The 16,051-nt window shown below is 35.8% G+C and carries 17 protein-coding genes; 8 read left to right on the forward strand and 9 right to left on the reverse strand.

Annotated features, from left to right (window positions below):
* Window positions 1–57: 57 nt before the first annotated feature.
* The 7 genes from ACW2QC_RS05130 to ACW2QC_RS05160 are packed head-to-tail and all read right to left on the reverse strand — an operon-like array spanning window position 58 to window position 3,759.
* Window positions 58–918: a DUF421 domain-containing protein gene (locus ACW2QC_RS05130; RefSeq protein WP_457542914.1), complete on the reverse strand. Its 861-nt coding sequence runs from the start codon at window positions 916–918 to the stop codon at window positions 58–60.
* A 29-nt stretch (window positions 919–947) separates the two neighbouring features.
* On the reverse strand, window positions 948–1,151 hold the full coding sequence (locus tag ACW2QC_RS05135; protein ID WP_106497818.1) for a DUF1657 domain-containing protein: 204 nt from the start codon (window positions 1,149–1,151) through the stop codon (window positions 948–950).
* A 21-nt stretch (window positions 1,152–1,172) separates the two neighbouring features.
* The gene (spoVAE, locus tag ACW2QC_RS05140) at window positions 1,173–1,523 is read right to left on the reverse strand and encodes a stage V sporulation protein AE (protein ID WP_457542915.1); all 351 of its coding nucleotides are present in this window, start codon (window positions 1,521–1,523) and stop codon (window positions 1,173–1,175) included.
* On the reverse strand, window positions 1,520–2,536 hold the full coding sequence (gene spoVAD, locus ACW2QC_RS05145; protein WP_457542916.1) for a stage V sporulation protein AD: 1,017 nt from the start codon (window positions 2,534–2,536) through the stop codon (window positions 1,520–1,522). Before spoVAD ends, spoVAE begins: the two co-directional genes overlap by 4 nt.
* Window positions 2,536–3,015 (reverse strand): stage V sporulation protein AC, encoded by a 480-nt coding sequence (gene spoVAC, locus ACW2QC_RS05150; RefSeq protein ID WP_106497815.1) that lies wholly within the window; start codon window positions 3,013–3,015, stop codon window positions 2,536–2,538. Before spoVAC ends, spoVAD begins: the two co-directional genes overlap by 1 nt.
* Window positions 3,016–3,033: 18 nt before the next feature.
* Window positions 3,034–3,495 (reverse strand): hypothetical protein, encoded by a 462-nt coding sequence (locus ACW2QC_RS05155; protein ID WP_457542917.1) that lies wholly within the window; start codon window positions 3,493–3,495, stop codon window positions 3,034–3,036.
* A gap of 60 nt (window positions 3,496–3,555) precedes the next feature.
* Window positions 3,556–3,759, reverse strand: coding sequence for a DUF1657 domain-containing protein (locus ACW2QC_RS05160; protein ID WP_457542918.1), 204 nt, complete (start codon window positions 3,757–3,759; stop codon window positions 3,556–3,558).
* Window positions 3,760–4,059: 300 nt separating this feature from the next.
* On the opposite strand from ACW2QC_RS05160, the gene ACW2QC_RS05165 reads away from it, so the two are divergent.
* On the forward strand, window positions 4,060–4,503 hold the full coding sequence (locus ACW2QC_RS05165; protein ID WP_457542919.1) for a hypothetical protein: 444 nt from the start codon (window positions 4,060–4,062) through the stop codon (window positions 4,501–4,503).
* 68 nt (window positions 4,504–4,571) lie between these two features.
* Here the strand turns inward: ACW2QC_RS05165 and ACW2QC_RS05170 are convergent, their stop codons facing one another.
* The gene (locus ACW2QC_RS05170; protein WP_457542920.1) at window positions 4,572–5,294 is read right to left on the reverse strand and encodes a hypothetical protein; all 723 of its coding nucleotides are present in this window, start codon (window positions 5,292–5,294) and stop codon (window positions 4,572–4,574) included.
* 286 nt (window positions 5,295–5,580) lie between these two features.
* Between ACW2QC_RS05170 and ACW2QC_RS05175 the strand changes: the two genes are divergently transcribed.
* The 5 genes from ACW2QC_RS05175 (at window position 5,581) to ACW2QC_RS05195 (ending at window position 11,863) form a co-directional block, all read left to right on the forward strand.
* Window positions 5,581–6,843 carry a molybdopterin molybdotransferase MoeA gene (locus ACW2QC_RS05175; protein WP_457542921.1) on the forward strand — a complete coding sequence of 421 codons (1,263 nt, stop codon included), beginning with the start codon at window positions 5,581–5,583 and terminating at the stop codon, window positions 6,841–6,843.
* A 15-nt stretch (window positions 6,844–6,858) separates the two neighbouring features.
* Window positions 6,859–7,881, forward strand: a complete 1,023-nt coding sequence (gene moaA / locus ACW2QC_RS05180) for a GTP 3',8-cyclase MoaA (RefSeq protein WP_457542922.1) — start codon at window positions 6,859–6,861, stop codon at window positions 7,879–7,881.
* Between the two features lie 33 nt (window positions 7,882–7,914).
* Window positions 7,915–8,325 (forward strand): YwpF family protein, encoded by a 411-nt coding sequence (locus tag ACW2QC_RS05185; protein WP_457542923.1) that lies wholly within the window; start codon window positions 7,915–7,917, stop codon window positions 8,323–8,325.
* 198 nt (window positions 8,326–8,523) lie between these two features.
* Window positions 8,524–9,888 carry a TrkH family potassium uptake protein gene (locus ACW2QC_RS05190; protein WP_457542924.1) on the forward strand — a complete coding sequence of 455 codons (1,365 nt, stop codon included), beginning with the start codon at window positions 8,524–8,526 and terminating at the stop codon, window positions 9,886–9,888.
* A 22-nt stretch (window positions 9,889–9,910) separates the two neighbouring features.
* The gene (locus tag ACW2QC_RS05195) at window positions 9,911–11,863 is read left to right on the forward strand and encodes an EAL domain-containing protein (RefSeq protein WP_457542925.1); all 1,953 of its coding nucleotides are present in this window, start codon (window positions 9,911–9,913) and stop codon (window positions 11,861–11,863) included.
* A gap of 157 nt (window positions 11,864–12,020) precedes the next feature.
* Here ACW2QC_RS05195 and ACW2QC_RS05200 read toward each other — a convergent pair whose 3' ends face one another.
* Entirely contained in the window at window positions 12,021–13,130 is a 1,110-nt protein-coding gene (locus tag ACW2QC_RS05200) for a M24 family metallopeptidase (RefSeq protein ID WP_457542926.1), read from the reverse strand.
* A 290-nt stretch (window positions 13,131–13,420) separates the two neighbouring features.
* Between ACW2QC_RS05200 and ACW2QC_RS05205 the strand changes: the two genes are divergently transcribed.
* Together ACW2QC_RS05205 and ACW2QC_RS05210 are read left to right on the forward strand one after the other, a co-directional pair.
* Window positions 13,421–13,963: a helix-turn-helix domain-containing protein gene (locus ACW2QC_RS05205; RefSeq protein WP_457542927.1), complete on the forward strand. Its 543-nt coding sequence runs from the start codon at window positions 13,421–13,423 to the stop codon at window positions 13,961–13,963.
* 41 nt (window positions 13,964–14,004) lie between these two features.
* Window positions 14,005–16,050: a hydantoinase/oxoprolinase family protein gene (locus tag ACW2QC_RS05210; RefSeq protein ID WP_457542928.1), complete on the forward strand. Its 2,046-nt coding sequence runs from the start codon at window positions 14,005–14,007 to the stop codon at window positions 16,048–16,050.
* The last annotated feature ends 1 nt before the right edge of the window (window position 16,051 follow it).

Consider the following 16,051-nt stretch of genomic DNA (forward strand, 5'->3'; position numbering starts at 1 on the left):
ATGTAAGACGGTTATAATCTTACATGATAAATAGGAGTATGAACAAGATAAAAAATGTTACTCTCTTAAGTGTGGGGTGATTAGGGCTATTGCGTGCTGTAGTTTTCTACTGTTTTCTTGATATAATTGTTTTGCTTCCTCATTTTCAGTAGCCAATGCAAAAAGTTCTAAGTCTGCCTGGCATTTTTTTAGTGTAGCAAGCAACAACGGTTTTTCGGTTGGATTTGGTACGGCGATCTTATCATCGTATAAATCGACATTTAATTGCCCGTCATTATCCGCTTGACCAAGGAAAACATTCTCAATACTTACATTCATCTTGTCTAATTCCGTCTCAAGCCAATTGGTGTTAAGTGAAAGGTTTGCTAAAGGCTCCAGCAAAACCTTTCCATCCATTATAACGGTTTGCGGCTCTTTTGTTGGTGCAAGCTTGACACCTAAATCTTTTGCAGTCAATGGTTGATTTTCTCTTTTGGGCAAAACATTTAAAGTACCAGATGGTTCTAAAAGGGCAAATTCAACGTCAGCAACTTGAAAGTAATTATTGTCACGTAATTTTTCAAGTAATTCATCCGTAGAATAACCTTCTTTTTTTAAATTATCTTCCATCACTTTTCCATCCTGAATTAAAATCGTACTCTTTCCCTGAACAATGTTACGGAATGTTTTACTTTTTAATGAAACATAATTAACTGCATACGGAATGAGGAACCATACAGCAATTGCTAATAATCCATGTATCAAGTTAGACTGTAAATCAATAGAATAGATTGCAATGATTCCACCTAAGACAAAACCAGTTATATATTCAAAAACGTTTAGTTGTGCTATTTGTTTTTTACCATTTAATTTTGTTAAAACAAAGATGACAACTAATAGGCTAAACGACCTTAATATTATTTCAACCCATCCTGGCATATTCTACCTATCCTTTCCAAGCCGATACGTTAAGATTTATATTGGGGTTCTTCCTGCCCTAAACGAATCACCTGTTTTTGTAAATCGTCTTTTACTTCTGAAATAATGGTTTGTACTTCTTCATATGTTTGCTTTGCTTGTTGATCCTGTGCCTTGTTTGCTAACAAACCAAGTGTAGCTTCAGCACTTTTAATGGATGAAAAGCAACTTTTTACTTGAGATCCCACTGTCATCTGTGTTTACGGCCCCTTTCTTTATCCTTTTGGTTTGAAAATGAGTGCTCCGATCATGCCGAAGATGATTGCAGCTGAAATACCGGAGCTGGTTACTTCAAACATTCCAGTAACGACACCGATAAGTCCATGTGTTTCGGCTTCGGCAATTGCTCCATGAACGAGTGAATTACCGAAACTTGTAATTGGCACTGTTGCGCCGGCACCCGCGAAGTCAATTAATGGTTCATATAGGCCCAACCCATCTAAAAGAGCACCGACAACTATAAGAATACTTAACGTGTGGCCTGGTGATAGTTTGAAGACATCGAACATTATTTGTCCAATAACACAAATTAATCCGCCAATGACGAATGCCCAGAAAAATATCATGATTTATCACTCCCTGATTCAATTGAAACTGCGTGGGCTATACATGGGATCGGATTTTTTTGTTGTATACTTAATGGGGAATGAAGAGCACCAGTTGCGACAACAAGTATACGGTTTAATTCTCCTTTGTTCATTCGGTTTAGAAAGTGCCCATAAGTAACAACCGAAGAACAAGCGGCACCACTAGCTCCAGCAAGAACTGGTTGGTCTTCGCGATAAATCGTCAATCCACAATCCACGTACTTGTCCTCTTCGATTGGTAGACCTTCTTTTGTTATTAGATCTAATGATACTTCTCGACCAATATGTCCTAAATCACCAGTTATGATTAAGTCGTAATAGGAAGGATCCACATTACGCTCTTTAAAATGTGCAGCAATTGTATCAGCTGCTGCCGGGGCCATTGCTCCGCCCATATTGAATGGATCTGTCATTCCCATATCAACCACTTTACCTATAGTTGAACTTGTGATTTGAGGACCGTTTCCATTTTTAGCAAGCAATGCGACTCCTGCTCCCGTTACAGTCCATTGTGCAGTTGGGGGCTTTTGTCCCCCATACTCTGTCGGATAACGAAATTGCTTTTCAGTTGCAGCATTATGACTAGCACTGCCACTTAAAATATAATTTGCACCATTACCGTTGATAAGAAAAGATGCCAATGCCAAACTTTCCATGGACGTAGCACAAGCATTAAATAAGCCAAAGTAGGGGATACCCATCGTCTTAGCCGCAAAGCTTGTTGGGGTAATTTGGTTAATTAAATCACCACTTAAAAAAAACTCCACCTGTTCTTTTTCAATTGGGCTATTCTTAATCGCAAATTGACATGCTTCCTCCAACATGGTTTGCTGTGCTTTTTCAAATGATGCTTGTTTTAGCCACATGTCATCATGAAGTAAATCGAAATCATTTGGGATTTTTCCATTGGCTTCAAATGGACCACCAACAGTACCGGTTGACAAAATGACAGGTTTATTTTCAAATATCCATGTTCGATGACCAGCTAACATTACAATCCACCCCATTGAATTAAAATCGTTTTTATCAGTGCAATGATAAAAGCGGAGAATACACCGAATAAGATGACAGATCCAGCTAGTTTAAACATATTGCCCCCGACCCCTAAAACAAAACCTTCTGTTCGGTGTTCAATTGCTGCCGAAATAACGGAATTACCAAATCCAGTAACTGGGACGGCAGATCCTGCACCAGCAAATTGACCAATTCGATCATAAATGCCAAATCCTGTTAAAAGCATTGTGATAAATATCAGTGTTGCTGTCGTAGGGTTTCCGGCAGTTTGTTCGGTGAAATCAAAGAAATAAATATAAAATGTTGTAATAAGTTGGCCGATAAAACAAATAAATCCACCTACCAAAAAGGCTTTGATACAATTTTTAAGTAAGGGTCTTTTTACTTCTCGTTGTTGCTGAAATGCTTGATATTTTTGTGCTTGCGGAGGTAAATTTTTTTTCTTCTTATCTGCCATTTTAGATCACTCTTTCTGTCATGTTTGTTCCTTTGATAATTTGGTAAGATGACGTACTTCTTTTTCTAATCTTTTGTTGGACATATTGTTGGACTCAATCTCTTCTTCCAAACGATCGAGTTCAATGAAGATTTTTTGATCAGTCGACAACTCAGTCTTGAATTTAGGGAATGCTTTTTTTAATTTCTTTGCAAACTTTTTCTTTAGTTCTGCCAGTTGGAACCGCTTGTTATGATGGATTTCAATTGCTACAAGTAATTTTTTGGATGTATTCACTGCCTTTATTGCTTTAATTTCATCAAATTTAGTTAAAAATCTTTTTGCCTTATTAGCTGCATCTTGATCCATAAAGCTTGTGGAGGAAATTTTAGTATATTTAACATCCGGGCTATTTTCTGCTGTGTCGGAATCTGAATTTGTACTACATCCGACTAACAAGAGTATAAGTCCAACAAATAACATAATTTTTTTGCTGCTCATTATAATCACCTCTTATGTAGGAAGGAGGCTGGTATAACCAACCTCATATGCGGTTTTGTCTTATTGTTTATATTGTGGTTCTTCTTGTTCAATTTGTCCTACTCGTGGCTCAACACTTTGTAAAATAGCCTGTGTTTGTTGAGCTGCATCTTGATAAAGTTGTTTTGCTTGTTTATTTTCTGTTTGTAAAGCAAATTGTTCGAAACTTGCTTGAGCACTTTTTAATCCAGCTATTGTTTGTTTTACCTGTGTCGAAACGGTCACAGTTAATTCCTCCTTTTGATGAATACCATCACTAGTTATGATTGTTTTTTTTGCACTAAATATACGTTCTATTTTTTGCCGGGATATGGTAATCTTACTTTAAGACATGAGAACAAAAGCGGAAGCGAACCCAATGTTGACTTATCGGAGGTAAAGGGAGTCTCACTACATCTTTAGCGCTGAAGCTGGACGTGGCTCATCATGACCGTAAGCAAATTAGAGCCAAATTTTTTGATTACCTTTAAAATTTGAAACCTTTTGGTGGCTTTTTTCGTCATATAAAATAAGGGGGATGTCGAATTGAGAAGGAAAGCTTTGTTTTCTTTGATAATTGTGGTTTTTTTAGCTGGTGTCAGTTATTGGCTGTTTGCAAGAGAACATGTTAAATTAGCCGCGGATAAAAATGGTTCCAAACAGGTTGGCGATTTTATCTTACATATTCGCGTGGAACGAGTTGATGATGGAGTACAAGTTTATCGTTCGATTCAGTATATGGGCAAAGAACCGATAGAAATGAAGCATAATACACCATTGATATCTGTATCATTGGCGAATAAAAACCATGATTATACTGGGAGTCCCGTAACAAAAGAATTGGAAGAGGGAGATAGCTACCATCCACAAGATACAATCATTTTTAAACCTCCAAGTAAAGGGAAATATGACTTACATTGTCAGGCGAAATTTACGGTCAATGGAGAAGAAATGATAATAGATCATACGGAGAAACTTGAGTTCAAGTAAAAACAGCACCATATAATAAAACGGTGCTGTTTTTACTTTTCTACCCTAATAAATTCACTAATGCCTATCTAATTAGATGGGATATTTAGTTCAATTATCGTTGTCTTTTTACCTGATTGCTGCCATTCGTGAATAGCATCACTAGCTGGTTCTACAATGTCTGGCAGGGATGCGCTGATCTGTTGGTTATCCACCCATTCAGCTGTAATAATTGGCCAGTTATAATCTAAAATTTGTTTGTCATCTGTTTTGTGTGTTAAAGGTAGCTGTTTCCACTGTTCTAAATCAATAATGACAATATCGGTTAAAGGTAATGGCAATTTTGTTTCGCGATTAAACTGTAAAAACAGCCTTGACTTATCAGGTGAAAGTTTGCTTTGAACAGATTTTGCTAAGTCTGCAACGAGAATAGCCTGGTTATCTTTACTTTGATCAAGTAACAAATACGAACATAAATCATTGTGACAAGAGAATTCAAGCAAGTATATTTCGCTCGTTTCTGCTTGGATTTGAAGCATATTCATGTTCTCAATTGCTTTTTTTCGATCCGCTGTCGCTTTTAAGTAGGAATTTAAAATAGGGACCATTTCTAAATTGATCATAACTTCTTCATTTGGTAATGCAAATTCAATAAATTCGTTTACTTCATCCTCACTTTCTTCTTCAATGAGTTCTGGATTTTCGTTCGGATCAGTGGGGGGCGAGTCCTTCTTAATGATGGCTGAGCTATTTTTTGAACATGCTGCTAAAAGGATAAAACATATAAGAACTAAGATCCATCTCTTTTTCATATTTTACGCTCCTGTATAATTGATTTATTAGAATTAATTATACAACAATTCTGTGTTATGTAAAAAACAGTTGATGTGAAATTTTTAAACTATAGAACAACCTAGTCTGTTCGGGTCTCTTTTAAATGTCATTAATGGAAGATCAGAATCGCTTCAATGTGTGATGTTTGTCATACTTTGATTTAGGAAAGATCGCTATAATAAAGTAGTATGATAAATATCAATTCAAGGTTATTTTTGATACACTAAACACATAGATAATTTTGGCAGAAGGGTATGGTAAGAGATGGGCGAAATGCGAAAGCCAATTCCAGTTATCGATGCAGTTGCGAATGTGATGAAATATAGTCAACGCGGAGAAGTGGAAATCGTTTCAATAGATAATTGTGATAATAGAAGATTGGCAGAGCCAGTTATTGCGAAACACCCGGTACCCCCATTTGATAAATCGCCGTATGATGGGTTTGCACTTCGCTCAGTTGATACGGAAAAAGGTTCATTAGATAATCCAGTAGAATTTGAAGTAATTGAACATATCGGAGCAGGACAAGTACCAACAAAGACATTACATCAAGGACAAGCAACTAGAATTATGACAGGAGCAAAAATCCCTAATGGTGCTGATTGTGTTGCCATGTTTGAAGTTTGTAAAGCATTTGAAAAAGATGGAAAGAATCGAATGTCCATCAAACGCAAGATGAAACAGGGACAAAACATTATTAAGGAAGGTTCAGAAGTTGCGAATAGTGACACATTGATTGAAGAAGGAACTATTATTAATCCTGGTGTAAAAGCGATACTTGCAACATTTGGGTATAGTCAAGTAAAAGTTGCAAAAAAACCGATTGTAGGTGTGATAGCAACGGGTACGGAATTATTAGACGTTGACGAGGAATTACGCCCTGGGAAAATACGTAACTCCAATGCGCATATGATACTATCACAGATAAAGCGAGCAGGTGGCGATGTGGTTTACTTTGGAAAGCTTGCCGATGAATTTGACGCGAGCTACAACACCATTTCACATGCATTGGAGAAAGTAGATATGCTAATTACGACTGGTGGCGTTTCGGTTGGTGATTTTGATTTAATGCCAGCAATTTATGAGAAATTAGGTGCAGAGGTATTGTTTAATAAAGTAGCAATGCGTCCCGGAAGCGTAACAACGGTTGCGGTAAGAGGGGGTCAGTTACTATTTGGTTTATCTGGGAATCCATCAGCATGTTATGTCGGATTTGAATTATTTACGCGCCCGATTATCCAACGCCATTTGTTTAGCAAACAGCCATTTTTAAAACGGATTCAGGCAACATTAAGTGAAAATTTTCCGAAGCCAAATCCATTCACAAGGTTTGTTCGAAGTTTTATAACGTTTGAAAATGGCCAAGTTGGTGTTCAGCTGGCTGGTATGGATAAATCCAACGTTGTCACTTCTCTTGCACATACGAATGGATTAATGGTTTTACCGGGAGGAACAAGAGGATATAAAGCAGGAACAAATGTTGAAGTTTTATTATTGAATGACACAGATGGTCAATCAGAATTTTAATAAGGGGTGAGCAAAATGGCGGAAAACAGTGCTCCAATTACAGATCACTTTGGCAGGTCACTAAAAGATTTGCGGATTTCTGTTATAGATAAATGTAATTTCCGGTGTACGTATTGCATGCCTAAAGAGATTTTTGGCGATGATTACGCTTTTTTGCCTGAAAGTGAATTATTAAGTTTTGATGAAATCATTCGTTTGGCAGAAGCTTTTGCTAAACTAGGAGTGGAAAAAATCCGGATTACCGGAGGAGAGCCATTGCTCCGTAAAAATCTTGATCAGTTAATTGCGAGATTGGCAACGATACCAGGTATTAAGGATATTGCGCTGACAACAAATGGAATTCTTTTGCCGAAAAGAGCGGTTAAATTAAAAGAAGCTGGGTTAAAGCGGGTAAATATCAGCTTGGATGCAATCGATGATGATGTATTTACGAAAATTAATGGAAAGGGTGTAAAGACACTTCCTGTCATAAAAGGTATTGAAGCGGCCCAAAAAGCTGGATTGCAAGTTAAAATTAATATGGTTGTGAAAAAAGGGATGAATGATAATCAAATTTTACCGATGGCGCGTTATTTTAAAGGTAAAAATATTATTTTACGCTATATCGAATTTATGGATGTCGGAAATCATAATGGTTGGGATGTAAATAATGTAATCTCAAAGAAGCAGATCATTGCACAAATTAATGAGGAAATGCCAATTAAACCTACAGAAGAAAATTACTATGGTGAAGTTGCCTCTAGATTTCGTTATAAGGATGGCGGTGGGGAAATAGGTGTTATTGCATCTGTAACCGATTCATTCTGCAGTAGTTGTACAAGAATTCGTCTTTCCGCTGATGGTAAACTGTATACATGCCTATTTGCATCGAGTGGTTATGATATCCGAGGGAAGCTGCAGGAAGGGTTAACAGAAGAACAACTCAAACATAATTTGGCTTCATTATGGCACCGGAGAAAAGATCGTTATTCAGATGAACGGGCTGAAAATAAATATGAAAACCGGAAGAAAATTGAAATGTCCTATATTGGTGGATAACAAACGAGACTGGGTTATTAAGGTGGTGAATGGATGAAAACTTTTAAACTAAAAAAGCTGGAAATTCTTGAATCTGTTGATGACGATATTATACAGCACGATATTCCTTTAAGGGATGGATTAATTATTAATCGGGAAGATGATGAGAATCAATGGGTGCTAGAAGCATATTTAAATCATGATTACCTACCGTTTTTTAAGGAATTAAAGGATAAGAAAGATCAAATAATGGTACAGGTTAAAATAACAAAAGAAAGCAATAGCCCTGCAATATTTATTACATCGATATTTAGTATTAATGAAATCGGCTCCCATGCTAATGTACTATTTAAAGGGAATATTGTTGATCGGCAAAAAGGAATTATCCAAGATATGCTACAAAAACTGGTCGAAGAAGGTTATCAAGGGGAGTCATTAATTAAAAAGTTTAAGGAATTAATTTGAAAAGGGCTCAGTATTTTGTATACTGTTCCTTTTTTGCAATATATGATTGTTTTACCTTGCATAATGATTTTTTTACAAAAGTAAAAAGAAAGTTGTCGAAAACACAAGCATTTAACAATTTCGCCTGCTATAATAAGGTTAAGTTTTTGGGGAAAATACCGATATAATAATAGAAATGTATTAGGGAGTAACTGCATAATGTTTTCACAACATCCATTGATTCGCATTATAAATAAATTATCACCAGTTCAACTCATTTTAATATTTTACTTTATTGCAGTAATCGTTGCGACTGCTCTATTAGCACTACCAGTGACCCACAGGGACGGGGTTGATGTCCCGTTAATTGATTTACTCTTTACAGCAGTTAGTGCAATGAGTGTTACAGGTCTTAGTACGATTAGTATTGCGGGTACATTCAATACGGCCGGAATTATTGTACTAGCCTTAATTCTGCAATTGGGCGGAGTCGGTGTGATGGCGATTGGTACATTTATCTGGATTTTACTAGGTAAGAAAATTGGTCTAAAAGAACGTCGGCTTATTATGACTGACCAAAATCAGACGACATTTGAAGGAATGGTTCGCTTAATAAAGCAGATTCTTCTAGTTATTTTAACCATCGAGTTTATAGGATTTATCATTTTAGGAACTTATTTTCTACAGTACTTCCCAACAGCTGGCGAAGCATATTTAAATGGGTTCTTTGGCTCGATTAGTGCGACGACAAATGGTGGATTTGATATAACTGGAGATTCGTTAATTTCATTTAAAGATGATTATTTTGTTCAGTTTATTAATATGTTACTAATTATTTTTGGGGCAATTGGTTACCCAGTATTAGTAGAAGTGAAAGAATATTTGTTTTCAAAATCGGATCACCAAGTCCAGTTCCGATTCTCATTATTTACGAAAGTTACAACATTGACATTTTTTGCATTAATTATTGTTGGGACGACTTTCATTTTCCTGTTAGACGCTAATCATTTTTTCAGTGGTAAGTCGTGGCATGAAGTATTGTTTTATTCCTTATTTCAATCTGTAACAACCAGAAGTGGTGGCTTAGCTACGTTGGATGTAAGTCAGTTAACCGAACAAAATCATCTTTTTATGTCGTTATTAATGTTTATTGGTGCGTCACCTAGTAGTGCTGGTGGAGGAATCCGAACAACTACATTTGCTTTAGTAATTATTTTTATCATTACTTTTGCTAGGGGTGGAAACAGTATCCGTTTGTTTAAACGCGAAATTCATGATGAAGATTTATTAAAGGCCGTCACTGTAATGTTAATGGCAATTTTCTTTGTTTATAGCTCGGTTGTCGTTATGTCTGTTTTAGAGCCATATTCATTATCACAGCTTTTGTTTGAAGTAACATCAGCATTTGGAACGGTTGGACTTTCACTTGGCATAACAGGTGACCTAACCGCATTTAGTAAAGTGATTTTAATGATCCTTATGTTTATCGGAAGGGTCGGGATTATAACGTTTTTATTAATGTTCAAAAAAAGCAAGAACACCGGAAAATATCATTACCCGAAGGAAAAGATTATTATTGGGTAAGGGAACATTGAAGGAGGAAACCATGGCTAAATTTGCAGAACCTATACATCACCAAGTGTTATCACATTTGAAAGAGGCAATTTTATTGGTACACGAGAATGGTGAGATTTTGGATGGAAATGAGGCTGCCAATTCATTATTAAATATCGAAAAACGTCCTCACCCACATATTCTGGAATATTTGGATTTTGCACTGTTAAAGGGTAAAGATGAGTCCCATTTGTTAATGGAGCAGAAAAACAGTAGAGGTAAATTAATAGAGGTTAAATCGATTCGGGTCGAAGCAACGATGTATTGTTTAATATTGAGTCATCTCTCCTTACAAGATAAAACCGAAGAAGTAAAAAAATATATTAATAATCTCATCTATGCAAGTGCAGAAGGGATGCTAATGTATGATGATGAGAAAATTATTGACTGTGACGAAACATTCGCTAACATGTTTGGCTATACACCAGAAGAAATAAAGAAATTACATATTTCACAGTTGCTTGATAATAAGAGTACATATAAATTAACCCAAATCATTCATCATAACCCTGAAAAGCCTTATGAGTTAACAGCCATTAGAAAAGGTGGGTCTCCCTTTTATATTGAAATGATGGGCCATCCATACAATAATCAGGGGAATATTATTCGTGTCGCAATTGTAAAAGATATTTCAGATCGGATTGAAAATGAAAAACGGATCGAATATATGGCTTATTACGATGAATTGACTGATTTACCAAATCGTAATTTTTTTAACAAGGTGCTAAACGAGGCCATCGAACAAGCAAAACAACAAAATGAATTTATCGCGGTTTATTTTATTGATTTAAATTATTTTAAGGAAATCAATGATACGTTAGGGTACTCCTTTGGTGATAAGTTATTAAAGGCATGCGGTGAACGATTTAAAGCCTTTTTACAAACAGATACATTTATTGCCAGAATGAGTGGGGATGAATTTTTAATTTTACAGCGTCATGTGGAAGATCAACATGCTGCTACAAAACTTGCTGAAAGTTTAATTACAGAATTTGAAAACCCAATAAAAATAGATGATTATGAAATATTTGCTTCGATAAGTATTGGTATCAGTATTTTTCCTGAGAATGGAACAACACCAAATGATTTGATCAAACATGCGGATTCTGCTATGTATGTTATCAAAGAAAGACATCATAACAACTATAAATTATTCGATTCATCTATTTCAGAAGATTTTAAAACAATGCTTACAATGGAAAATGAATTACGCAAAGCTATAAAAGAAGAACAATTCGAATTGCATTACCAACCACAGAAAAATCTTTCCAATGATAAAATTGTTGGTTTTGAGGCATTATTACGCTGGAAACATCCAGAAAGAGGATATATTCCACCAGATGAATTTATTACACTTGCAGAAAATACCGGCTTAATTATCGAAATTGGTGATTGGGTGTTGGAAGAGGCGTGTAGGCAGAATAGGGCCTGGCAAGATGAGGGATATGAACCTGTAATCGTCAGTGTGAATTTATCTGCTAAACAATTTAATCAAAAAATACTTGTCGATAAAATAGAAGAAACACTACAAAAAACAGGGTTAAATCCGAATTATCTAGAACTTGAGATAACCGAGAGCATGGCAATGTCAAACGAAGAATATATTTTAAAGATGATGAGCAGATTGCGAAAATTAGGGGTACTGGTTTCGATTGATGATTTTGGAACAGGGTATTCATCACTGAAGTATTTAAGTATTTTCCCGATTACAAAGCTAAAAATTGATAAAATGTTTATGGATGAAAATCAAAAGCAAAATCAAGCAATTGTCAAATCGATTATCCGTATGTCACACTCTTTAAATATGAAAGTAATAGCTGAAGGTGTTGAAACTATTGAGCAGCTTACATTTTTGGAGAATGAAAAATGTGATGAAATGCAAGGATTTTATTTTAGTAAGCCATTGCCACCAGGGGAATTGACTGGTTTGTTGGAGATGGTTTAGACATTATAGATAGTTTAAAATCACCGCCTTGCTTAGGCGGTGATTTTAGTATTAAAAGGAAGTTCAGAACCGTGCATTCTGACTTTCGCTTTAATTATTGTCTTCTGCTTACTTATTAAAGTTTTTTCGATAATGAGATAAATAGCTACAAAACATCTTATTTTAATATTTGCAGGTCTTTTGGAAAGGAAGTCAGTACCTCTCTTTCTCCATTTTCATTTATATAAACTTCATCCTCGATTCGAACTCCGCCAAAGTCGGGTATGTAAACCCCGGGTTCAATTGTAAACAGCAATCCTTTTTCAGCAGCTTGATTGTTGTTTTCGTGGACAGATGGCTCCTCGTGGACTTCGATACCAAGACCATGTCCCACACGGTTATTGAAATAATTGCCATAGCCGCTTTCCTTAATGATATTTCTTGCTGCAATGTCGAAATTTCTAAGTGGTACACCTTCCTTTACAGCATTGATGCCAGCTCGATTGGATTTTAGTACAATTTCATATATTTCCTTTTGTTTATCCGTCGCTTCGCCGATAATGAAAGTCCTTGTTATATCTGAACAGTATCCCTCGTTTATTAGTACACCCATATCAATCAGTAAAAAATCACCCTTTTGGAAAATGCGGTTTCCAGGAGTTCCATGTGGTAATGCGGCCTTTTCACCAGATAGCACGATGGTTGAAAATGATGGACCTTCTGCACCAAATTTTTTCATGAGATATTCCAATTCAGCTGCTAATTCCAATTCGGTCATACCTATTTTCACTTTTTTAATCCCTTCAGCCAGAACCTTTTCAATTATATCAACTGCTTTTTGTACATATACCAGTTCGTCTTTGGATTTTTTTAGTCGTTGTGCGTTGATAATTGGCTGGATGTCTTCATAAGCAGCTTCAGGAAAGGCAGTTATCAAATTTTGGTGCTGAAACATACTCACAAATTTTATTTCTAACCCGAAATGGTTTATTCTGTCTCCGAGTTCATCCTTAAGTTTAGAATAAGGATCCTCTTCGTCAGAAATTGGAATAATGTTCTTAACAATTGATTCACTATCAGCAATTTCCCTATCTAACGCAGGAACAAACAAGGTGAATTCTTGATTACGACAATCCAAAATTAGGGCCATGAATCTTTCATGTGGGTCGGAATTGAAACCAGTATAATAGAATACATTTGCTGGTGATGTAATCATTGCTACATCAATGTTGTTTTCACTTAAATTATTTTGCAACGTTTTTAGCCTGCTTTTAAAGTTAATATTCATAACATAAAACCTCCATTTTATCTTACGCATTAATTTTACTGAGAAAAGAGAAATAGGTAACCTTAATTTAGATTTAAAATCAGTACATCTATTTTTTTATATATTTATAGATTTGTCAAGATAAATAATTGTAATATTCAAAAGGTCCGGTTTTGGATTTTTTGAAATCGATTAATTTTTCTTTTAATTATATAAATATTATGTTAATATTATAAAAAATATAGTGGAGGTGAAAAAATTCCGTTTTGACTGTAATAATTAATACATGAAAAAAAGGGAAGTAAACTGAAATGGAAAATATTCATAAAAAAATCAAGAATTTGAGATTAGAAAATGAAATGACATTAAAAGATCTAAGTGAGCAAACAGGACTTTCCGTTAGTTTTTTATCCCAAATAGAAAGAGGATCATCATCACTCGCCATAACTTCTTTAAAAAAAATCTCAGATGCATTTAATATGAATATTTCTTATTTCTTTGAAGAGATAGAGAATCATAATTATGCATTGCATAAAGAGGAGCAAAAACCTTTTAAATTAGAAGGGTCAAATGTTACACATGTACGGCTGGCCGGAAAGTTTCCTGAAAGAAAAATGGAACCTTTAATGGTAAGATTACCGCCAAATCAACAATTTATTGAGAAACATAGTCATCCAGGAGAAGAGTTTTATTATGTATCAGAAGGCATCGTGATCTTCAAGATTGAAGATAAAGAATACGTTTTGAATGCTGGTGATTCCATTCATTTTCCTTCTGAGAAAGTACACCAATGGAAAAACCCTACAAATCATGATTCTGTTTTGGTGAGTGTATTGACACCAGTTATATTTTAGGGACGAATCTATTAATTTATCATAGGAAGGGTGGAAAAAAGATGAGAGTTGCAACAGATATTGGAGGAACATTTACAGACTTAGTATATGTAGATGATAAAGGGCAAGTAGAAGTTGCCAAGAGTCATACTACTCCGCCGAATTTTGAAAAAGGTGTAATTGATGTACTGGATAAAAGCAACATCGATAAAGAAGCTATCTCCACATTTATCCATGGTACGACTGTAATTATCAATGCGCTTACAGAAAGAAAAGGTGCAAAAACAGGATTAATTACAACAAAAGGTTTCCGGGATATTTTGGAAATTGCCCGTGGTAATCGTCCAGATTTATTTAATATTCGTTATGAGAAGCCACAGCCATTTATTGACCGCTACTTAAGACAGGAAGTTAATGAACGTCTCAATTATAAAGGTGAAGTTCTGACACCTTTAGATAAAGAGCAGGTTAAAGAGATTGTTAACTATTTTAAACGTGAAAATGTGGAAGCAATTGCAGTAGCTTATTTACATTCTTATGTCAATCCTGAGCATGAAAAAGAAACGATACGATTGATTAAGGAGATGTGGCCAGAGGTTGCAGTATCTGCATCACATGATGTAACAAAGGAATGGCGTGAATATGAACGTACAAATACTGCAGCATTGAATGCATATGTACAACCAGCTGCAGCTTCATATGTAAACAAATTACACAATAAATTAAATGATTTTAATACGAGCAGCCAAAACTTTATCATGCAATCAAATGGTGGTACGACAACATTTGAAGAGGCCAAAAAAGTTCCAATTAATATGGTTGAATCTGGCCCTGTTGCAGGAATTTACGGTGCAGCTGTACTTGGAGATTTGATTGGTGAGGAAAACATCATCGCATTTGATATTGGCGGAACAACTGCAAAATGTTCACTAATTGAAAATGGAGAGGTAAAGGTTTCAACCGATTACTATATTGAACGAAATGACCGAAATGCAGGATATCCAATTAAAGCACCAGTCGTTGATATTGTTGAAATCGGAAATGGTGGAGGATCGATTGCTTGGTTGGATGATGCTGGTTCATTAAAAGTAGGACCTCAATCGGCTGGAGCTGTCCCTGGTCCTGTATCATATGGACAAGGTGGAACAGAACCAACAACAACAGATGCAAATCTACTAACTGGTCGACTATCAGCTAAGAACTTTGATTATGATGTTGATTTAGATTTAGTTAGAGACGTCATTCAGGATAAAATCGCTAATCATTTTGATATGACTGCTGAAGAAGCGGCACTTGGTATCATTCGAATTGCTAACTCAAACATGCTTAATGCACTTAAATTAATATCAATAAGAAAAGGTCATAACCCGCAAGATTTCACATTAGTTGCATTCGGGGGCGGTGGATCAATGCATGCTCCAGCCCTCGCAAAGGAACTTGGTGTAGGAAAAGTTGTTATTCCAATAGCATCACCTGTATTTTCTGCTTGGGGTATGTTGATGAGTGATCTTCGTCATGATTATATCAAAACATATATCAAGCGATTGGAAAATTTAGACCTAAATGAAATGACAGTGCAATGGAACGAGATTGAAGGTGAGGCATACCAGCAATTTGACAATGAAGGTATCCAGAAGGAAGATGTTGTATTCAATCGTTTCGCCGATATGCGTTACCTTGGCCAAGAACATACGGTAAAAGTTCCTGTTCCGGCTGGAGATTGGACAGACGCTCAGTTAAAAGAAATTATTGAAAGGTTCCATCAGCTGCATGAACAAAACTATACATTTAGGCTTGATGATGCAGGGACAGAAATCGTTAATTTGCACGTTACAGCTTTTGGAAAGGTTAAAAAGCCAAACGTTCAAAAGATTGAGCGAAACACTACATTAGAAGATGCAAAAATCGAAACAAGGAACGTCTATTTCGAAAATCCAAAGGGATGGGTACAAACTGACGTATACCAACGTGAACTGTTGCCTGTTAACGAAACTATTCAAGGACCAGCAATTGTTGAAGAAAAAGCAGCAGTTACCGTTATTTATGAAGGCCAAACACTTAAAGTGGATGATTATGGAAACTTAATCATTGAAACGGAGGCGAGATAAA

This window comes from Virgibacillus sp. FSP13 (assembly GCF_054048505.1).